Source organism: Burkholderia sp. MS455, assembly GCF_016899445.1.
GTDB classification, from domain to species: Bacteria; Pseudomonadota; Gammaproteobacteria; order Burkholderiales; family Burkholderiaceae; genus Burkholderia; species Burkholderia pyrrocinia_C.
Window position 1 is genome coordinate 2,729,558 of sequence record NZ_CP041778.1, and the last position, 20,640, is coordinate 2,750,197.

The 20,640-nt window shown below is 68.5% G+C and carries 11 protein-coding genes; 8 read left to right on the forward strand and 3 right to left on the reverse strand.

Going from position 1 to position 20,640, the window contains the following annotated elements:
- The first annotated feature begins 76 nt into the window (after nucleotides 1-76).
- Both FPJ27_RS16605 and FPJ27_RS16610 read left to right on the forward strand, forming a co-directional pair.
- The gene (locus FPJ27_RS16605; RefSeq protein ID WP_072444425.1) at nucleotides 77-1,147 is read left to right on the forward strand and encodes a porin; all 1,071 of its coding nucleotides are present in this window, start codon (nucleotides 77-79) and stop codon (nucleotides 1,145-1,147) included.
- 224 nt (nucleotides 1,148-1,371) lie between these two features.
- Nucleotides 1,372-2,778 carry a methyl-accepting chemotaxis protein gene (locus tag FPJ27_RS16610; RefSeq protein ID WP_204421847.1) on the forward strand — a complete coding sequence of 469 codons (1,407 nt, stop codon included), beginning with the start codon at nucleotides 1,372-1,374 and terminating at the stop codon, nucleotides 2,776-2,778.
- Between the two features lie 156 nt (nucleotides 2,779-2,934).
- Here the strand turns inward: FPJ27_RS16610 and pbpC are convergent, their stop codons facing one another.
- Both pbpC and FPJ27_RS16620 read right to left on the reverse strand, forming a co-directional pair.
- Nucleotides 2,935-5,328 carry a penicillin-binding protein 1C gene (gene pbpC, locus FPJ27_RS16615; RefSeq protein ID WP_204421848.1) on the reverse strand — a complete coding sequence of 798 codons (2,394 nt, stop codon included), beginning with the start codon at nucleotides 5,326-5,328 and terminating at the stop codon, nucleotides 2,935-2,937.
- Between the two features lie 45 nt (nucleotides 5,329-5,373).
- Entirely contained in the window at nucleotides 5,374-11,373 is a 6,000-nt protein-coding gene (locus tag FPJ27_RS16620; RefSeq protein WP_204421849.1) for an alpha-2-macroglobulin, read from the reverse strand.
- Nucleotides 11,374-11,680: 307 nt separating this feature from the next.
- Between FPJ27_RS16620 and FPJ27_RS16625 the strand changes: the two genes are divergently transcribed.
- A complete protein-coding gene (locus tag FPJ27_RS16625; protein WP_204421850.1) occupies nucleotides 11,681-12,934 on the forward strand; it encodes a lipoprotein-releasing ABC transporter permease subunit in 1,254 nt (417 codons plus the stop codon).
- A gap of 690 nt (nucleotides 12,935-13,624) precedes the next feature.
- Nucleotides 13,625-15,583 (forward strand): Xaa-Pro dipeptidyl-peptidase, encoded by a 1,959-nt coding sequence (locus FPJ27_RS16630; RefSeq protein WP_204421851.1) that lies wholly within the window; start codon nucleotides 13,625-13,627, stop codon nucleotides 15,581-15,583.
- A gap of 100 nt (nucleotides 15,584-15,683) precedes the next feature.
- Here FPJ27_RS16630 and FPJ27_RS16635 read toward each other — a convergent pair whose 3' ends face one another.
- Nucleotides 15,684-16,613: a 2-hydroxyacid dehydrogenase gene (locus FPJ27_RS16635; protein ID WP_204421852.1), complete on the reverse strand. Its 930-nt coding sequence runs from the start codon at nucleotides 16,611-16,613 to the stop codon at nucleotides 15,684-15,686.
- A gap of 166 nt (nucleotides 16,614-16,779) precedes the next feature.
- On the opposite strand from FPJ27_RS16635, the gene FPJ27_RS16640 reads away from it, so the two are divergent.
- Genes FPJ27_RS16640 through FPJ27_RS16655 form a run of 4 tightly spaced genes read left to right on the forward strand, consistent with a single transcriptional unit; the run spans nucleotide 16,780 to nucleotide 20,586 of the window.
- A complete protein-coding gene (locus tag FPJ27_RS16640; protein WP_204421853.1) occupies nucleotides 16,780-17,703 on the forward strand; it encodes an ABC transporter substrate-binding protein in 924 nt (307 codons plus the stop codon).
- Nucleotides 17,700-18,878: an ABC transporter permease gene (locus FPJ27_RS16645; RefSeq protein ID WP_204421854.1), complete on the forward strand. Its 1,179-nt coding sequence runs from the start codon at nucleotides 17,700-17,702 to the stop codon at nucleotides 18,876-18,878. Before FPJ27_RS16640 ends, FPJ27_RS16645 begins: the two co-directional genes overlap by 4 nt.
- On the forward strand, nucleotides 18,875-19,813 hold the full coding sequence (locus FPJ27_RS16650) for an ABC transporter ATP-binding protein (protein ID WP_204421855.1): 939 nt from the start codon (nucleotides 18,875-18,877) through the stop codon (nucleotides 19,811-19,813). The genes FPJ27_RS16645 and FPJ27_RS16650 overlap by 4 nt, the downstream gene beginning before the upstream one ends.
- Nucleotides 19,810-20,586, forward strand: coding sequence for an ABC transporter permease (locus tag FPJ27_RS16655; RefSeq protein ID WP_204421856.1), 777 nt, complete (start codon nucleotides 19,810-19,812; stop codon nucleotides 20,584-20,586). Before FPJ27_RS16650 ends, FPJ27_RS16655 begins: the two co-directional genes overlap by 4 nt.
- The last annotated feature ends 54 nt before the right edge of the window (nucleotides 20,587-20,640 follow it).

The following is a 20,640-nucleotide window of genomic DNA, read 5'->3' on the forward strand; positions in this document are numbered from 1 at the left end:
GGCATGCATCGCATCCGTCATCGCAGTATTGATTAGTCATACGTATTACAAAACTTGAAAAAAACGGAGACAGACGATGAAGAGCAGGACATGGACGATTTGCGCGGCGCTGCTCGGCGCGGCGGCGAGCACGAACGGCTTCGCGCAGAGCAGCATCACGCTGTACGGCGACCTCGACGCGGCGTTGCTTTACACGAGCCGGTCGCTCGACTCGACGACCGGCGCCAACGCCGGCCGCCAGTTCGCGCTGACCGACACGGGCATGACACCGACCAACTTCGGGATGACGGGAACCGAGGATCTCGGCGGCGGGCTGCACGCGAAGTTCAAGCTGGAGAGCGGCTTCAACATCACGGACGGCGCGTTCGGCCATTCGAACGGCAACTTCTTCGGCCGCCAGGCGTGGGTCGGGCTCGACGGCGGCTTCGGCGAGACGAAGATCGGCCTGCAGTTCTCGCCGTTCGTGCTCGCGGTGCTCGGCTCGGACCCTCGCAATATCTCGCACTTCGGCGCCGCGCTGATTCCGTACGTCGACAACGTGCTCGTCACCGGCCTCTTCAACCCGAACGCGATTTCGTACACGAGCCCGACGATCGGCGGGCTGACGGGCAGCGCGATGTTCGGATTCGGCGGCAAAGCCGGGGACTTCCAGGCGGGACGCCAGTATTCCGGCAGCCTCACCTATACGAACGGCGGCTTCATGCTCAACGCAGCGCTCTACGACGGCAACGGCGGCACGTCGCCGACGCCGGTTTCGAGCACGGTCGCGTTCGTCGGCCGCACGATCGGCACCGCGTATACGTTCGGGCCCGTGACCGGCAAGGCATCGTTCACGAGCTACAAGGTCGCCGGTTCGTTCAGCAACAACGTGTATAGCGCCGGCCTCGACTATCGCGTCACGCCGGCCCTCGACCTGAACACCGGCGCGTGGTACACGATCGATCGCAACGATTCGCACAATCATTCGCTGCTCGCCGCGGTCGGCGCCGATTACAGCCTGTCGAAGCGCACGGGCCTTTACGCGCAAGTCGGCGTCGTCAACAACCACGGCGCGATGAATACGGGCCTCGGCATCACGGGCGGCGCATTGTTCGGATTGCCCGGCACGACGGTCGGCGCCAACGTCGGCATCCACCACGTATTCTGACGCGGCGCATCCGGACGGGCGATCGGCGCTCGCTCGTCCGGCCCCCGCGTCGGAAACCAGCCGCCGCAAAAACGGGAACGCGCGGCGTTGGCTCGACAATCCAGATTTCCGAACCTGACGTTTACCCGACCTCAAGTCGGCGGCCACGCTGCCGTCAAGTCAGGAGCGCACACCCAGCATCCGTCAACGACCGGGAATGCGTGCCCTCAAGGAGACCCAGCAACGTGAACCTCTTCGGAATCGGCCGCGGCCGCCGTTCATCGCGCGCGCTCGTCGGCGACATCGCCGAGCAGGCCGGCAAGCTCGGCATCGAGATCTGCGACGTCTCGGGTCATGTCGAGGAAGTCGCCGCGCGCGTCGCCAGGCAGGCGGAGGTCTGCCACACGCTGCGTGAATCGGCCGCCGTCACGCTGCGCGGCAACCACCGGATCGCCGAAGCCGCGCAGCAGGTGCGCGCCGTCAGCGCCAATGCGTCGAGCGCGGTCCAGAAGTCGCAACAGACGATCGAGGCATCGCTCGCCGACATCCACGGCCTCGTCGAGGGCGTCACGTCGATCGGCAGCCAGATGGGCGCGCTGCGCGACGCGCTCGATCACGTGCGGGCCGTGTCCGAGGAGATCTCCGTCATCGCCCGCCAGACCCACCTGCTCGCGCTGAACGCCGCGATCGAGGCCGCGCGCGCCGGCGAGTCGGGCCGCAGCTTCGCCGTCGTCGCGGCCGAGGTCAAGAACCTGTCCGCGAAGACCGGACAGGCGACGGCCCAGATCGAGACGACCCTCGCGCGCCTGGCCGAGCAGACCGAACACCTGATCGCGGAGGGAACCGACAACGCCGCGCGCGCCCATCGCGTCCGCGAAGGCACGCGCACGATCGGCGAGGTCGTGCACACGACGGGGCACGCGATCACCGAACTCGCCGGCGAGGCCGAACAGATCGCATCGCTGACGGACGAGATCGAGACGCAATGCCTCCGTCTAGAGGAACAGGTTGGCGAAATGGCGTCCGGCGTCGAGGATTCCAGCGACAACTTCTCGCAGGCCAAGGACCGGCTCGGCAACCTGCTCTCCGTCTCGGAGACGCTCATCGAACTCACGGCCGCGACCGGCATCGAGTCGCCCGACACGCGCTTCATCGAAACCGCGCGGAACACGGCCGCGGCGATCAGCAAGCTGTTCGACGATGCCGTCGCGCGCGGCGATATCGCGCTCGACGCGCTGTTCGACACGAACTACGTGCCGATTCCCGGCACCGATCCGCAGCAGTTCATGACGCGCTTCACGGACTTCACCGATCGCGTGCTGCCGGCCGTCCAGGAGCCGGTACTCGAAATCGACGAGCGCATCGTCTATTGCGCCAGCTTCGACAAACAGTGCTACCTGCCGACCCACAACCGGAAGTTCTCGCTGCCTCAGCGCGCAGACCCCGCATGGAACGCGGCGAACTGCCGGAACCGCCGGATCTACACGGACCGGACGGCGCGCACCTCCGTGTCGCATACCAAACCGTTCCTGCTGCAGACCTATCGGCGCGACATGGGCAACGGCAACTTTGCGCTGATGAAGGACGTTTCGGCACCCATCGTTGTCGGCGGACGGCAATGGGGTGTCCTGAGGATCGGCTACAGCGCATGAATCGGTGCTAGCGGGTCGTCCGCGCGGCGCCCGCACCGGCGCACGAAGGCCGGTCCGGACAGATCGCACAAGCGACCGCCCGCTCGGGCGACCTGACCGGCTTCGCCGCGTTCGACTGCCGCATGGGCGAGATCGCCGCGATCGATTCCGTCGCGCTTACTGCTCGAGCCCGACCGCCAGCGGCCGCTGGTCGCTGCGGCCATGATCGTCGACCACCCGCACCGTATAACCGCCGGCCGTGCGCGGCTGCCAGAACAGCGCGTCGCCAGGCGCGCTGCGGCCGACATACGCATCGTTGACGAACCAATAAAGCGCATGCGCGCTCGCATCGGCTGTCGCATTGAACGCGATGCGCGTATCGTCGGCGCTCTTCACGCGCATCGCATAGGTACTGCCGCGCAGCGGCGACGTGATGCGCGGCGGGTCGCCGTCCACTTGCCCCGCATCGCGGCAGTCCGCGTTCTGCGGCGGCCGCCGGCGCGGAATGCCGGCCTGCGCGAACACCTGCTGCAGGTCCGACGGCCAGAACTCGAAGATCTCCGTATGCGTATGCTTGCCGTCGTACGGCGGGCATGCGGCCTTCCCCGTCGCATCGTCGATCACGACGGGCCGGTGCACGGTGCTCACGCGGATCGGCGACGTGCCCGGAATGAACCACGTCCAGCCCTGCTGCGGGCACCATTCGTTCGGCAAGTCGCCGCTTGCAAGACAGATCCGCACGCGCTTCAGGTGCGGCGGCACCGCGCGCGGCGGCTCGACGAGCGTGCGCTCGGCGTTCAGCGCGTCGACGATCTGGAAGAACAGCGGCGCGGCCGCATCGACGCCGACGAAGGCCGTGTTGGTCGAATTGTCGAAGTTGCCGACCCATACAACCAGCACATACGGGCCGAACACGCCGGCCGTCCACGCATCGCGAAACGACCATGACGTGCCGGTCTTCCAGTAGACCGGCACGCCCGACGGCTGCGCGCCGCTCGTCTCGTCGGGGCGCAGGTGCTGGCGCAGCATGTCCATCGTCATGTAGCTCGCCTCCGTGCTCAGCAGGCGCCGGCCGGGCGCGGCCGGTTCGTCCGCGCGCAGCCGCAGCGGCCTGAACTCGCCGCGATTCGCGAGCATCGCGTAGAGCGCCGCGAGATCCTGCATCGTCACTTCGCCGCCGCCGAGCACGAGCGCGAGCCCGTAGTGCTGCGCGCTCGCGAGCCGGCGCACGCCGGCTTCCTGCAGGAAGCCGTACAAATCGGGCGACTTGAGCTGCGATGCGACCCACACGGCCGGCACGTTGCGGCTGCGGTTCAGCGCATCGGTCGCGGTGATCGGCCCGAGGAAATGGCCGTCGAAATTCTCCGGCGCATACGGGCCGAACGCGGTCGGCACGTCGCGCAGCACGGTCTGCGGATGCAGCACGCCCTGGTCGAAACCGAGCGCATAGATGAACGGCTTGAGCGTCGAGCCCGGCGAGCGCCGCGCGAGCGTGCCGTTCACCTGCCCGTCGATCGTGCGATCGAAGAAATTCGCGGAGCCGACCAGCGCCTTCACGCCCATGTCGCGCGTATCGACGAGCAGTGCGGCTGCATTGCGCACGCCGCGCGTGTCGTTGCGAGCGACGTAGCGCGCGATCTGCCGTTCGAGCGTGCGCTGCAGATCGAGATCGAGTGTCGTCACGAGCTGTGCGCCGGCATCGCCCGATGTCGTGCGCCATGCGCTGCGCTCGGCAAGCGCCTGGTCGACCACGTGCGGTGCGTCGAACGGCAGCGCCGACAGCGGCCGCATCGCGAGCGGCAACGCGAACAGCGGCTTGAGCGACGCATCGCGCGGGTGCTTCGTCAGCCAGCGCGCGTACAGCCGGTTGCGCGACGCGGCCAGCGCGCGGTTGATCTCGTCCTGCCCGCCGCGCACGCGCCGCGCCGGGTCCTGCGGAATCACCGCGAGCGCGAGCGCCTCGGGCAGCGTCAGCGCGTCGGGCGTCCGGTCGAAATAGACGACGCTCGCGGTGCCCGCGCCTTCGACGTTGCGGCCATACGGCGCATCGTTCAGATAGGCTTCGAGGATCTGCCGCTTCGAGTAGAAGAGTTCGAGCTGCACCGCGCGCGCGACCTGCTCGAGCTTGCCGGCCGGTGTGCGCGTGTTCAGGCGCCACAGCGAGCGCGCAAGCTGCATCGTCAGCGTCGAGCCGCCCTGCGGATTGCCGCCGCGCACGTACGTGATCCACGCGCCGCGTGCGAGCCCGTATGGGTTGAAGCCCGGATGCCACCGGAACCAGCGGTCCTCGTGCAGCATCACGGCTTCGACGAGCTGCGGCGACATCCGGTCGAGCGGCACCCACAGCCGGTAGCGGTCGTCCTTCGCGAGCGTCAGGCGCAGCAGCCGGCCGTGCGCGTCGGTCACCGCGACCGACGACGGCTTCCAGTCGCGCAGCGGCGGGTGCGGCCACAACCGGCACGCGGCCAGCGCGCCGAACACGAGCAGCGCGCCGGCGATCCAGTTCTGCCAGCGATGCAGCCAGCGGCCGGCGCCATGCAGCGCGCGCCGCAGCACGGATGCGTCAGCCACGCGCGGGCACTCCTGCCACCCGGCACGGCCAATGCAAGCGCGCCGTCATCGCACGCGCTCCACCGTCAGCGTCGTGCCGCCGGGCGCCTGCGCCTGCACGCGGCGGTCGTACATCGACTCGCCATACGCAGGCGGCGCGACGAAGCGGCCCGCGTTGCTCGCCTTGATCCGGTAGACGAACTCGCGCACATCGGTGGTCGCGGTGCCATAGATCACCACGCGATCCTCGCGCACATCCGCGAACTGCGGCTGCCACGTCGAACCCGTCACGCCGATCGGCGAGCGCCACGGTGCATCGGCCGCCGGCGCCGACGCGCCGCCGTCGCCATTGCCGTCGCCGTCCTGCGCGTCGGGCGCCGGCGGCGGCGCGATCACCGGGTCGAAGCCGCCTGGCAGCAAATCGACGATCGCGATATTGCCGACGTTCGCCGAGCCCGTCGCGCGGATCTTCAGGTGTACGTCGATTTCCTGTCCGAGCGTGATCCTGTCGAGCGGCTTGCCGTTCGTATCGGTGTAGTCGCGCACGATCTCGAGCCCGTTCTTGATCGCCTTCGTCGACGTGCCGCGGTCGTAGCCCGACTGGCTCGCGACCCACCACGCGGGCAGCGCGCTGCCGTTCACGAAGTCGACGCGCGACGCACCGGCCGCCCACGTGCCCGAGCGCACGAGGTTCGCCTGGATCGACGACACGTCCTTCGGCGCGGCACCCGCACGCACCTCGTCGATCGCGAGCTGGTCGAGCTGGCTCGCGTTCGACGCCGCATACGCATCGAGCGCGAGGATCGTCATCGCCGACGACAGCGTGTTGTAGCGGTTGTCGACCAGCGGCGCGGCGATGTTGTCCATCGCACGCGGCGACAGTTTGCGCACGCGCTCGGGGAAGTGCTTCGCGAGCAGGTACAGCACGCTCGCGTCGCGCGTCAGCGGATCGATGTAGTAGCCCGCCACGTAACCGCCGTCGGACGCACGCTTGCGTTCGAGCAGCGCCTGCGGGCCCGCGATCAGCGCAGCGGCCTCCTTGTCCTGCTTCAGCAGTTGATACGATGCGGCGAGCCATGCGGCCGCGAGATCGTTCTTCCAGTCGTTCGGATACGCATCCTGCAGGCGCTTCTGCACGGCCGCGAGGCTGTTGGTCGTCACGTTGCCCTGGCGCGTCAGCAGGTACACCGCGTACGCGCGCTGCCGCAGCAGGTCGAGCGAGCCGAGCGAATCGTTCGCCGCGAGCTTCTGCAGATACTGGTTGCCCGCGTCGAGCATGTCCTTCGGCACGGCCGTGCCGCGTTCGCGCGCGTCGAGCAGCACGTGCATCGCATAAGCGGACACGAACGGATCGGCATCCGGCGTCGCGCTCCACAGGCCGAAGCCGCCCTGCGCGTTCTGCCGGCTGCGCAGCACGCCGACGAACTGCGTGATTGCGCTGGCATTTGCTGCATCGGCACCGGCTTCGGGCGCATGCATCGCACTCGTCAGCGCGCGCACCGACAGCCACTTCGACGCGAACACGCGCGGTACGGCCGCGCTCACCATCTGCTCGCTGCAGTAGTGGTCGAAGTTGACGAGATACGACGACAGCCCTTCGGACAACACGAGCGGCGCGGTCGAGATGCTCGCGTCGCGCGATGCATACGCGTCGTACATCGGCCGCAGGTTCGGCACGCTCGCCTTCTTGCCCGGATCGAGCCGCGCGATGTCGAGCTGCGTGCGGAACGCGGCCGCCGGCCGCACCGACACGTCGACGCGCTGCTGCGCGCCCTTCGCGCCGTAGCGCGCGCCGAACGACAGCATGCCCGAGCCGAGCGTGTCGGTCGCCTTCACGCGGAACAGCGCGACGCCCTCGTGCTGCGGCGCTAGCGCGACGTTCTGCGTCGCCGGCCCGATCACCTGCAACTGCGGGCCCGTCTTCAGCGTGACCGCGACCGGCACCGGCTGGCTGCCGACGCCCGTCAGGTTGTTCGCGACGCCGACGCTCACGTCGGCCTCGTCGCCCGGCGCGAGCGTCGTCGGCACGTTCGGCGACAGCACGAAATCGCCGCGCACCGTCGTCGCGCCTTCGAACGTGCCGACCAGGTCGGGCGACACCGAAACCGCCATCACGCGCAGCTTCCCGTTGAAGTAGTCGGGCACCGTGTAGCTCAGGCGCGTGTCGCCGTTCACGTCGACGATTCCCGACCAGTAGACGACCGGCTTGTCGCGCTTGCGCTTGAACGGGTTCAACTGGCGGCCGATCGCGTCGTCGGCGTCGCCGCCGGGCGCGGCCATCGCCATCAGCTTCTCGAAGTCCGGCAGGATCAGGTCAAGGATCTGCGACGTGCCGACTTCGAGCATCCGCTTGCGGAAGAAGAACTTCAGCGGATCGCCGAGCTTGTAGCGCGCGACCTGCAGGATGCCCTCGTCGACGGCGAACACGACGACCTTCGCGGGCTTCGCCGAATGCACGGTGAAGGTGGCGGTGTCGCCCGGCTTCACGAGCGCCGGCGCGTCGATGGTCAGCGCGTTGCGGCGCGCGTCGAGGTTCACCGAGAACGGCACGACGCCGTAGCTCAGCGGGCTCATGAAGATCTCGTCCGACGACGGATCGCGGATGTACTGCACGTTGATGTAGCCGTTGCCTTCGAAGCCGGCCGGCACCGTGATGTGCTGGATCGAGCTCGTCGTGTCCGCATGGAACCATGCGTGCGCATACACCTTGTCGCGCTCGATCGTGATCAGGCCGCTGCCCGCGTAAGGCGCGCGGATCGCGATCTCGACCTGCTCGCCCGGCTTGTAGTCGTGCTTCGCGAGGCTCACCTGCAGCTCGGCGTTGCGGTCGAGCGAACGCGTGACGTTCGCGTCGCCCGCAACCGAATACTCGATCCGGTTCACCGCGGTGCCGTCCGCGCGGCGGATCACGAGCGCATAGCTGCCCGGCTTGTCGGTGCGCAGCGCGAAGTCGAGCCCGGCCGCCGGAATCGTCAGCGGCTTCTCGTCGACCGGCACTTCCTTCAGCCGCGAATCGTATTTGTACGCGCCGGAATCCTGCTTGGTCAGCACCGACACGTAGCGTTCCTCGACGAGCTGTGCGCGCAGGTCCTTCACGTCGATCGCCTTCGCGCCCGGGTCGATCGCGACGAGCCGCACCGTGCGCGGGCTGCCGCGCTTCACGTAGCCGAGATCGTCGACCGACTTGTAGCCGACGAGCCAGTCGTTGTTCGACACGAGCGTCTGCGCGTTCGCGGCGACGTTGCGCCCGCCTTCCGCTTCATACGCCTTCGCCTGGAAGTAGAGCTGATAGGTCGCATCCGCGTACTTGTCGAGATCGAGGTCGAACTCGGCATGGCCCTTGTCGTCGGTCGTGCCGTCCTGCAGCGTCGTCGTATAGCCTTCCTTCGCGCGCCGCGCGTCGAAGAAGCGGTAGCCCTGCCAGCTGCGGAACGACGGCCATACCGGGCGCAACGTCAGCGTCGCCGCGACGCGGCGCTTCTCGGCCGGCGTGCCGAACAGGTTCTGCGCATCGACGATGCCCTTCAGCCCCTTCGGCTTCACCCACCCTTCGACGACCTGCTGCGACAGCTTCGCGTCGACCTTCATCCGGTCGGGCAGGAACTCCTTCACCTGCACCGTCGTGCTGCCGATCGGCTCGGCACCCGGCTGGCCGTCCTTGACGATGTACAGGTTGACCGTCCACGTGCCGGTCGGCGACGTTTCGGCCGTCGTATAGCCAATTTCCGTGAAGCCCGTCGCGTCGACGGTCACCGGCTTGCGTTCGACGGTGATCCCGCGCGGGTCGACGATCTCCGCCTGCAGCGGCACGCCGGCCGGGCTGCGCGCCCAGCTCGCCGCGCGCACGATCAGGCCGATGTGGAACGGATCGCCGGGGCGGTACAGGCCGCGATCCGAGAACAGGTACGCGGACAGCTGCCCCTGGCCCGTCGCGTTGCGTTCGCCGTCGACGTCGAAGCGCGAGAAATCGAGCTGGCGATCGCGTCCGGCCACCGGCAGGAACGACAGGTCGCCGTCCTTCTTCACGACATACAGTTGCGGACGCTTCTCGCGGTCGAGCCCCTTGAATGCGGGGAAATGCACGACGCCGTCGGCGCCGGTGGTCTGCGAGAACAGCGTCTGGCCGTTCACCGCGAGCACCGACACGGTTGCGCCCGCAACCGGACGGCCGTTGCGGATCGACTGGACGAACACGTCCTGGCTGCCGTCCAGCGCGCGCTTGATCAGCATCCCGAGATCGGTCACGACGATCAGGCGCGTGTCGCCGAGCGCGTTGTCGCTGTCATCGCCGTTGCCGTTGCTGTCGCCCGAATCGGCGTTGTCGGATTGATCCTGGCTGCCGTCGCCCGACGATGCATCGCCATCCTTCGCATCGTCTGTCTTCTTCTCGGCCGCCGGATCGTACTTCGACAGGTGCAGCAGGAACACGCCGCGCTTGCCGCCCTTCAGGTACTGGCCGAGATCGATGCCTTCGTAATGCGCCTTGCCGGGGTCGCCGGCCGGGAACGCGCGCGTCTGCACGAAGCGCTCGACGATGTGATCCTCGCTGAACGAATACGACAGCTCGGGCCGCGCGTACGTGCCGTTGTTGAAACTCACGAGATGCTGGAGCTGGTCGGGCACCACGCGGCCGATCTCGACCTTCATCCCCGGCAGGTTGCGCGATACGACCGACAGCCGCTTGCTGCCGCTCATCGACAGCAGCGAACCGTCGGCCATGAAGCGCAGCAGCTTCGGATAGTCGGGCACCGTGAACGCGGTCGTCACCGGCGCGCCGAGCAGATAGCCGCCGGCCGATTTCAGGTCGCCTTCGAAACGCACGACGATGCGGTCTCCCGGCGTCGCGTGATACTTGAAGCTTTGCAGCGTCGCGAAGTCGTTCTCGGTCGGCACCGCTGCGAGCGGCAGCGGCTTCGACTGCTTCAGCACCGCGTCGCTGATGTCGGCCACGTTCCATTCGTACGGCGGATCGTCGTCGGACTGATCGACGCCCGGCTTGCGCTTCGGCAGCACCCACGCCTTCGCGCGCGCGGCGAGATCGGCGCTGCGCACGCCGTCGGACGTTTCGGCGACGAGCACCTGCTCGGGCTCGTAACGCTCGTTGTCGACGAGCGTCGGCGCAACGTTGCCGATTGTCAGGCTGTAAAGCCCCGGCACGCCGACCGACGCATGCAGCACGGCCGGCGTACCGTCGCCGCCGCGCGCGCTCTTCACGCCCTTGTCGACGTCGAGCCGCACCGACAGCGGATCTTTCGGAATCTCGAGCGGCTGCGAATGGACCCACGCGCTCGTCTTCATCTTGTCGTAGTTGACCGTGTAGCGCAGCGGCGACACGGTCTTGCCGTCGCGGCCGACCAGCACGAGGCCGATACGCTTCTCGAACTCGGCAGGATCGACCGGATAGTTGAAGCGCAGTTGCAGCAGCGCCTGCTTCTCCGCCGGATTGTCGGGGTTCTGGTAGAACTGGTTGTCGCCCGACTGCGCGGTGAACGCCGGCAGGTCGAACGCGAAATGGTCGTCGTGCATCGTCACCTGCGGCGCGAACACCTGGCGCACCGCGAAGCGCACCTCGACGTGCGCACCGACCGGCCAGTCGGCCGCCGGCGTGAAGCGCAGCGTCTTGTCGTCGGCCCACTCCCACGCGCCCTTCAGCGCGGGCGTCATCTCGATGCCCTGCCCGGCCGGCTTGCCGACCAGTTCGATCGGCGCGGCCGATCGGGAGAACGCCACTTCGAGCGGATGCACGGTGATCTTCGGCTTGTCGCTGTCGTCGACCTCGTAGGTCGTGATCGCCGGCGCCTTCACGGTAAAGCCGACGGTTTCGGGCTCGGGCGGCTTCGGGCGATGCTTGAACCAGTACCCGCCGTAACCGAGCGCGGCCGCGAGCAGCACGATGCCGCCGGCATGCCACGGGCGGCGGCGCACGGCCGCGGCGGTGATGCCCGCCCACGCGGGCGCCGTCCACGATACGTCGCCGACCAGCGGCCGCAGCACGCGGCCGAGCAGGCGCCAGACGAAGCCCGCCGCGCGAATCGGCAGGAGCAGCAGGAAACGCAGCAAATCCATTTTGTTATTTCCTTGTCAAGGACGTGCTGCCGGCTGCGGCGACGTACCCCGAGATTTATTGGTCTGTGACGGCGCGGCCCTGGTTGCGCCGTGAATGCTTGGAATGTTTGGTTCGACCGGATGCTGGCCGACATTATGGGTCAGAGCCGAAACGATGGAAATATCGGTGTGTCGGCGCGCAACGCAGGCGAATGACCAGCCGGTCGGCTAGCCGTTCCGCCCGCCCCCCGATCTCTGCACGCACTCGCGCCGCGTTCGCTAGAATGCGCGGCTCGACGTGGTTCGTATCGAATTGAAAGGAAATCGCTTGAAACTCCCGTTCGAATGGCAGATCGGGCTGCGCTACGCGCGCGGCGGCCGGCGCTCGGCCGGCGACGGCTTCGTGTCGTTCATTGCCGGCGCCGCGATGGCCGGCATCGCGCTCGGCGTCGCCGCGCTGATCGTCGTGCTGTCGGTGATGAACGGCTTTCGCACCGAGGTGCGCGACCGGATGCTGTCGGTGCTCGCGCATGTGGAAATCTTCTCGCCGTCCGGCGCGCTGCCCGACTGGCGGCTCACCGCGCACGAATCGCTGCGGAACCCGGCCGTGCGCGCCGTCGCGCCCTATGTCGACGCGCAGGCGCTGCTGACGAACGCGGGCAGCGTGACGGGCGTCGCGCTGCGCGGCATCGATCCCGTGCTCGAGCCGCGCGTGTCCGCGATCGCGCGCAAGCTGAAGACCGGGCGCCTCGACGCGCTCGTGCCGGGCGAGATGGGCATCGTGCTCGGCGCCGCGCTGGCTGACACGCTGCACGTGAAGATCGGCGACCGCATCACGTTCTTCGCGCCCGGCAACAGCGCGCGCATCGGCGATGCGCTGCCGCGGTTCCGGCAGTTCAACGTGGTCGGCACGTTCGAGTCGGGCCACTATCAATACGACAGCGCGCTTGCGTACATTCACATCAGCGATGCGCGGAAGCTGTTCAACGTGCCCGCGCCGACCGGCATCCGGCTGCGTCTCGACGATCTGCAACGCGCGCCGGACATCGCGCTGGCGCTGTCGCGCACGCTGTCGGGCGATCTTTATATCCGCGACTGGACGCGGCAGAACCGTACGTGGTTCGAAGCCGAGCGGCTGCAGAAACGCATGCTGTCGCTGATCCTGATGCTGATCGTCGCGGTCGCCGCGTTCAATCTCGTATCGTCGCTGGTGATGACCGTCACGCAGAAGCAGGGCGACATCGCGATCCTGCGCACGCTCGGCGCGCCGCCCGGGTCGATCACGAAGATCTTCGCGATCCAGGGGATGACGATCGGCCTCGCCGGCACGCTGGCGGGCGTCGCGCTCGGCTGCTCGATCGCGGTCAGCATCCCGTGGGTGCTGTCGGCGATCGAGCAGTTGCTCGGCATCCGCTTCCTGACACCGTCCGTGTATTTCCTCAGTTCGCTGCCGTCGAAGCTCGCGGCGATCGACGTGATCGAGATCGCCGCGGCCGCGTTCCTGATGTCGTGCGTCGCGACGCTGTACCCGAGCTGGCGTGCCGCGCGAGTGCGGCCGGCCGAAGCGCTGCGCGACGAATAGGCGCGGCGTCCGGCGCGGGCGTTACGCGATGTCGTGGAAACCGACGCTGTTGCCGTCGTCCGGCGTGACCGAAATCGTCATGGCCCTCTCCCTCCTTTCAGACTGTTTCTGATGGTTTGCGGATGGATGCCGGCGAAGTTGACACCGATTCCGCAAGGATTGGTGGCCGCGTGCCGTGCGCACACATCGAAACTTTGTTTGACACAAACTAAAAAAGTTTGACACGTAGATTTCACTGAGATAAGTTTGCGCAAGCTTCCGGAAAGAAATCCGGCCAGCCATGCCGACACGCGTCGCGCTTTCCTGCCGTTGCAGCACTGTCGTTCGCAACACCCCCGCCTCATCGCATCGTGCCGTTCCGTTTCATCTGAAACCTGAAGGAAGGTCGGGCATGCCCGCATTTGATTCGCACTCCTGTATTCGCATCACGCTGCCGATATCGCTTCGGCCGCGCGGCCCGAACCGGCCGCCGCGCTGACGCTTTCCGGTCGGGGGATGCAGCCGCCCCGACGCTCGCCGGGTGGCGCGCCGCGCAACGTGCGCCGACACCGGCCGTGGCACCCGGGCGTCTCGCCCGGCGCTTTCGAAGTCGCAGTTCAGCTTCATCCGATGCAGCACCCGGCCAGGCCGCAGGGGGCATATCGCGGGCCGGCCGGTTCCGGACAATCACAAACAAGAATGAGGTCGACAATGAACTTTCATCGAACCGGATTGCGGCGCGCATGGCTTCCCGCGCTCGTTGCGGCCACGACGCTCGCCGCGTGCGGCGGCGACGACGGCGGCAGCGTGGTGGGGACATCTGCGCTCGCGCAAGGCCAACAGGAGGGGGCCGCCGCATCGGCGGCCGATACGCAGTCGCTGGCGTCACGCATGTCGCCGTCCGGCGTCCCGTACGCCAATCCGGCCAGCGGCGGACGCTACCGGCCCGTGATCGCGAACGGCCAGGTGCAGCCGTCGCTGTCGGGCGGCACGATCGAGGAGAACGCGTGGGTCGACACGCCGGTCGACTCCGACGGCGACGGCACGCGCGACCGCATCCACGTGCGCATCGTGCGCCCGGCCGAAACCGCGAACGGCGCACGCACGCCCGTCATCGTGCTCGCGAGCCCGTACTACGCGGGGCTCGCCGACAGCCCGAACCACGACGTCGACGTCGAGCTCGACGGCACGCCGCATCCGGCAGCAAGCGCATCCGCGTCGGCATCGACGTCCGCGCGCATCATGGCCGCCGCCCCGCAGACGCGAATGCTGCAGCAGCTCGAAGCGGCCGCCGCCGGGCGCTCGTGGATCGAAGGCTACTTCGTGCCGCGCGGCTTCACGATCGTCTATGCGGATTCGCTCGGCACCGCCGGCTCGGACGGCTGCCCGACGATCCTGACGCGCGACGAATCGGTCGCGATGGCGTCGGTGATCCGCTGGCTCGGCCGCGATGCAACCGCGAAGGACGCGAGCGGCAAGACGGTCGTCGCGAACTGGTCGACGGGCCACGTCGGTATGTACGGCGTGTCGTACGACGGCACGCTGCCGAAGATGGTCGCGAGCCTGCGCACGCGCGGGCTCGATGCGATCGTGCCGGTCGCCGGGTTGTCGAACATGTACGGCTATTACCGCTCGGGCGGGCTCGTGCGCGCGCCGGAAGGCTATCAGGGCGAGGACGTCGACGTGTACATCAAGGCGCTGCTGACGAACGCGCATCCGGAGCGCTGCACGCACCTGATCGACGAAGCATTGCAGAAGGAAAACCGCACGACCGGCGACTATTCGCCGTTCTGGGCCGCGCGCGACATCCCGACCGCGTTCGCGGCCGCGCCGGCACTCGTCGCGCAGGGGCTGACCGACGACAACGTGCGCGTCGACCAGTCGACGTCGTGGTATCTCGCGATGCGGCGCCAGGGCGTGCCGACGCAGCTGTGGCTGCACCGCCTGAAGCACACCGATCCGACGCGCGTGCCGGCGATGGCCGACGCGTGGACCGCGGAGGTGAACCGGTGGTTTACGCGCTACCTGATCGGTTATGACAACGGTGTCGAACACGATCCGCGCGCGGTGATCGAGCAGGCGGACGGCAAGCTGCTGAAGGAGGCCGACTGGGCCGCGCGCCATGCGACGCCGGTTTCGTATTTCGCGGGCGGCGACGGCGCGAGTACCGGCACGCTGCTGCGGATGCCGACCGGCGGCCCGCTCGCACGCTTCACCGACGATGCGCGCATTACCGCGCTCACGCTGGCGAATGCGCCGACCGGCGAAAACCGCAGCCGCTTCGAGACCGCGCCGTTCACGGCCGCCACGCGCCTGTCCGGCACCGCGACGGCCCGTGTCAAGCTGACCTTCACGGGGGTGGCCAACGTGACGGCGCTGCTGGTCGACCGCGCACCGGACGGCACGGCGACGATCGTCACGCGCGCATGGACCGACCCGCGCAACCGGCTGTCCGACTGGCTGTCGGAACCCGTGCTGCCGGGGATGCCGTACGACCTGAAGCTGACGTTCATGCCGCGCGACTACAAGCTCGAAGCCGGCCACCGGCTGGGGCTCGTCGTGCTGTCCAGCGACAACGAGGCGACGCTGCGGCCGACGCCCGGCACCGGCCTGACGCTCGATCCGGCCGGCACGTCGGTGACGGTGCCGCTGGTTTCGGCTTCGTCGTGAGCGGGCGCGCATGACGCAAAGCGGACGGCGGCCGACGTCTCCTCGACGTCGGTCGCTGTCCGCGCTGTTTTATCTCCGAAAAACCTGATTCAACCGTGACTCAAACGGGCGTCAGCACCGGCTGCCCCGCGAAATGCCGCGCGGCGTTGTCGAGAAACTGCCGTACCGAACGATCCAGCGCCTCGGGCGACCAGCCGCCCATATGCGGCGTCAGCACGACGCTGTCGAGATCCGTCAGCGCGCGCGGCGGCTCCGGTTCCCCTTCATACACGTCGAGCCCCGCACCCGCGATGCGCCCTTCGCGCAGCGCGTCTGCCAAAGCAGCGGTATCGACAACGCTGCCGCGCGATACGTTGACGAGAAAGCCGCCGGGGCCGAGCGCGTCGAGCACCGCGCGGTCGATCATGTGCCGCGTGCCCGCGCCGCCCGGCGTCGCGACGATCAGGAAATCGGCCCACTGCGCGAGCGCGTCGAGCCGGTCGAAATAGCGGTAAGGAACAGGCTTCGCCGACCGGTTGTGATACCCGATCTCGATGTCGAAGCCGGCCGCGCGGCGCGCGCACTTCTCGCCGATCTTGCCGAGCCCGACGATGCCGAGCTTCTTGCCCGACACGTTCGGCGGCATCGGCAGCCCCTCGCGCCATACGCCGGCGCGGGTTTTCGCATCGAGCCGCACGACACCGCGCACCGCCGCGAGCAGCAGCGCGAACGCGTGATCGGCGACGCAATCGTCGTTGGTACCGGCGCCCGTCACGACCGTGATGCCGCGCGCCTTCGCATGCGCGACGTCGATATGCTCGTAGCCGGCGCCAAGGGCGCTGACGAACGTGAGTTGCGGAAGACGATCGATGTCGGCAGCGGTGAGGCCCGTGCTGCCGTTGGTCAGCACCGCGCGAATCGTGCCGCCGTGTTCGGCGATCGCGCGTTCGCGTTCTTCGGCGGTCGGGGCGTAGCGCACGTCGAACGACGCGGCGATCTCGCGATGCGCGTCGCCGCGCAATGCGATGAGGACCAGCAGCTCGGGTTTCATGTCAGCAAGTGTCCGCAGGCGGGAACGGATTTCAGTGTAGCAAGCCCGCATGACGGATGCGGGTTATCCCCACACGGGCTGTGGGCACGCCGCCGCACGCGGTTTGCCAAAGCCGGCTCAGTCAAGTAACTTTCGGCGTACGCCCCCGTCCTGGAGATTGGCCCCGATGAAACTCGCCCTGCCCGCCCGGATCCTGGGCCTCGCGTTCGCCGCCGCCCTCGTTGCGCCCGGCGCGCACGCCGACACGCCCGTCGTGGTGTCGTCGAAGATCGACACCGAAGGCAACCTGCTCGGCAACCTCATCGCGCAGGTGCTGAAGGCCCACGGCATTCCCGTCACCGAAAAGATCGCGCTCGGCACGACGCCGATCGTGCGCAAGGCGCTCACGAGCGGCGAGATCGACATCTATCCCGAATACACCGGCAATGCCGCGTTCTTCTTCAACAAGGCCGACGATCCGGTGTGGAAGAACGCGAGCCAGGGCTACGACACCGCGAAGAAGCTCGACTACGCGGCGAACCATCTCGTGTGGCTCGCACCTGCGCCCGCGAACAACACGTGGGGCGTCGCCGTGCTCGCGCCTGTCGCTCAGTCGCAGCATCTGAAGACCTTCTCCGATTTCGGCAAGTGGATCGCGAGCGGCGGCAAGCTGAAGCTCGCGGCGTCGGCCGAATTCGTGAACAGCGCGTCCGCGCTGCCGTCGTTCGAGAAGGCGTACGGCTTCAAGCTGAAGCCCGAGCAGCTCGTCGTGCTGTCCGGCGGCGACACGGCCGCGACGATCAAGGCCGCCGCGAACCAGACCGACGGCGTGAACGCCGCAATGGTCTACGGCACCGACGGCGGCATCGCATCGAGCGGCCTCGCGGTGCTCGACGACGACAAGCACGTGCAGCCGGTCTATGCACCGACGCCCGTGATCCGCGAAGCCGCGCTGAAAGCGCATCCGCAGATCGCCGACTACCTGAAGCCCGTGTTCGCGAGCCTCGACCTGAAGACGCTGCAGGCGCTGAACGCGCGCATCCAGATCAACGGCGAGCCGGCGGCAGGTGTCGCGAAAAGCTACCTGAAAACGAAGGGCTTCGTTAAATGACGGGTCGCGCGGCGGCGTCCGCGCGGCGCGTGATACCCGACAAGGTCGGCATCCTGATCGGTGTCCTGACGATCGTCGCCGTGCTCGGCATGCCGTTCGCGGTGCTGCGGCCGAACCGGATCGCGGCCGGCACGGGGCTGTCGGTGTTTGCCGCGCTGCCCGCCGTGCAGGGCGCTGCGCTCGCCGCGCTGTGGATCGCCGGCGCGCTGTGGGCGATGACGGCGAGCCGCCCCGCGTGGCGGCTCGCGGCCGGCTGCACGTGGCTCGCAACGCTCGCGTATGCGGTCGGTGCGGCCGCGACGCACGTCGTCGCGCCCGACGACATGCTCGCGCGCGTGTCGCCCGCCGCCGGTGCCTGGCTGCTGCTGTTCGCGTGGGCCGTGCTCGTCGCCGACGCGCTCGCGCGGCTCGCGTTCGGCCCGTGGCGGCGCCTCGTCGCGCTCGTCGTCGCGATTGCGGCGATCTCGGTGCCGCTCGCGAGCGGCTGGTGGGACGGCCTCTCCGTGATGCGCGAATACGCGGTGCGCAGCGACGATTTCTGGCGCGAAGCGACCCGGCACGTGTCGCTCGCGGGCGGCTCGGTCGCAGCCGCGCTCGTCGCCGGTGTGCCGCTTGGCATCGCGTGCGCGCGCATCGCGGCGGTGCGCACCGTCGCGATGCCCGTGCTCAATATCGTGCAGACGATCCCGAGCATCGCGATGTACGGGCTGATGATGGCGCCGCTCGGCCTGCTCGCCGCGCACGTGCCGCTCGCGGCCGCGCTCGGCATCCGCGGGATCGGCGTCGCGCCGGCCGTGCTCGCGCTGTTCCTGTATTCGCTGCTGCCGATTGCATCGAGCGTCGTGATCGGGCTCGAGCAAGTGCCGCCGCACGTGACCGAAGCAGCGCGCGCGATGGGCATGACGCGCGCGCAGCGGCTGCTGCGCGTCGATCTCGTGCTCGCGCTGCCGGTGATCCTGAGCGGCGTGCGCATCGTGCTCGTGCAGAACATCGGCCTGACCGCGGTCGCCGCGCTGATCGGCGGCGGCGGGTTCGGCACGTTCATCTTCCAGGGGATCGGGCAATCGGCCGCCGATCTCGTGCTGCTCGGCGCGATCCCGACGATCGCGCTCGCACTGGCGGCCGCCGTCGTGTTCGAAGCCGCGACGTCGCTCGCGAAGGGGCGTGCAGGATGATCGAGATCGAACGTGTCGGCAAACGCTTCGGCGACGTCGCCGCCGTCGACGATGTATCGCTGACGATGAAACGCGGCACGATCACCGCGCTCGTCGGCGCATCGGGCAGCGGCAAGTCGACGCTGTTGCGCATGATCAACCGGCTGATCGCGCCCACCAGCGGCACGATCCGCATCGACGGCGTCGATACGGCCACCGTCGCGCCCGAGCAGCTTCGGCGCGGCATCGGCTATGCGATCCAGGGGCACGGGCTGTTTCCGCACTGGAGCGTCGCGCGCAACATCGCGACCGTGCCGCGCCTGCTCGGCTGGCCACCGGCGCGCATCGAAGCGCGCGTGAACGAGTTGCTCGACCTGTTCCATCTCGCGCCGGCCGAATTCGCGGACAAGCTGCCGCACGAATTGTCGGGCGGCCAGCAGCAGCGCGTCGGCGTCGCGCGCGCGCTCGCGGCCGAGCCCGGGATGCTGCTGATGGACGAACCGTTCGGCGCGCTCGATCCGATCATTCGCGGCAAGGCGCAGGACGACCTGTTCGCGCTGCAGCGCCGCCTCGGCGTCACGGTCGTGATCGTCACGCACGATATCGAGGAAGCGTTGAAGCTCGGCGACACGATCGCGGTGATGGACGGCGGACGGCTGCTGCAGGTCGCGCCGCCCGCCGAGATTCTCGGCAAGCCGGCAGCCGGCGTCGTCGAGCAGCTCGTCGCGGGCGTCGACCGGCCGCTGCGCCTGCTCGCGCTGACGCCGATCGACGCGGTGGCCGAACCCGGTCATGCCGACGGCGAACCTATCGCCGCGACACGCACGCTGCGCGATGCGGTGTCCGAGCTGCTGTGGCGCGGTGCGGACGCGCTGCCGGTAGACGACGGCAACGGCCGCGACGCGCGCCGCATCACGCTCGACGCGATCCGCGAGCACGCGAGGAAGCCCGTATGACGACGCACGGCGTGCGGCCAACGCGTTCGGCGCTGCGCCGGCGGCTGCCCGCGTATGCGGCCCGAGCGGCCGCACTCGCGCTGCTGCTCGTGCTGCTGTTGCGCCCTGCATGGCTGCAGGGGATGTTCGCGCCGTTCGCGGATAACGGCGCACCGGTCATCTACGATCGCGCGAGCCTGCTCGACCTCACGCTCGCGCATCTCGGCACGGTCGCGCTGTCGAGCGCGATCGGCACGATTGTCGCGGTCGCGGCCGGCATCTTCGTCACGCGGCCGGCCGGCACGGATTTCCTGCCGGTCGCGCGCAGCGTCGTCGACATCGGCCAGACTTTCCCGCCGGTCGCGGTACTCGCGCTCGCGGTGCCGGCCGTCGGTTTCGGATTGAAACCCGTGCTGATCGCGCTCGTTCTGTACGGGCTCCTGCCAATATTCGAAAGCACGATCGCGGGGCTCGAAGACGTGCCGCGCGACGTCGTCGACGCCGCGCGCGGGATGGGGATGAGCGGCTGGCAGCAACTGGTGTCGGTCGAGCTGCCGCTCGCGTTTCCGGTAATCGTCAACGGCGTCCGGCTCGCGGTCGTGATCAATCTCGGCACCGCGACGATCGGCTCGACGGTCGCCGCGCGCGGGCTCGGCGACGTGATCATCGCGGGCCTGCAGACGTCGAACACCGCGTTCGTGCTGCAGGGCGGCGTGATCGTCGGGCTGCTCGCGGTGCTCGTCAGCGATGCGATCGGCGCGATTGCGCGGATGGCGGCCGCGCGGCGCGCATAGGCGGTTCGCGTCGCTTCCCCGTGCACGGGGAAATGAGGATACGATCCCGCAACC

What these genes read in the sequence shown, in the direction of transcription:
- FPJ27_RS16655 (WP_204421856.1), top strand. Translation starts at nt 19,810, where the DNA reads ATGACGACGCACGGCGTGCGGCCAACGCGTTCGGCGCTGCGCCGGCGG.
- FPJ27_RS16645 (WP_204421854.1), top strand. Translation starts at nt 17,700, where the DNA reads ATGACGGGTCGCGCGGCGGCGTCCGCGCGGCGCGTGATACCCGACAAG.
- FPJ27_RS16620 (WP_204421849.1), bottom strand. Translation starts at nt 11,373, where the DNA reads ATGGATTTGCTGCGTTTCCTGCTGCTCCTGCCGATTCGCGCGGCGGGC.
- FPJ27_RS16635 (WP_204421852.1), bottom strand. Translation starts at nt 16,613, where the DNA reads ATGAAACCCGAGCTGCTGGTCCTCATCGCATTGCGCGGCGACGCGCAT.
- FPJ27_RS16640 (WP_204421853.1), top strand. Translation starts at nt 16,780, where the DNA reads ATGAAACTCGCCCTGCCCGCCCGGATCCTGGGCCTCGCGTTCGCCGCC.
- FPJ27_RS16605 (WP_072444425.1), top strand. Translation starts at nt 77, where the DNA reads ATGAAGAGCAGGACATGGACGATTTGCGCGGCGCTGCTCGGCGCGGCG.
- FPJ27_RS16650 (WP_204421855.1), top strand. Translation starts at nt 18,875, where the DNA reads ATGATCGAGATCGAACGTGTCGGCAAACGCTTCGGCGACGTCGCCGCC.
- FPJ27_RS16630 (WP_204421851.1), top strand. Translation starts at nt 13,625, where the DNA reads ATGAACTTTCATCGAACCGGATTGCGGCGCGCATGGCTTCCCGCGCTC.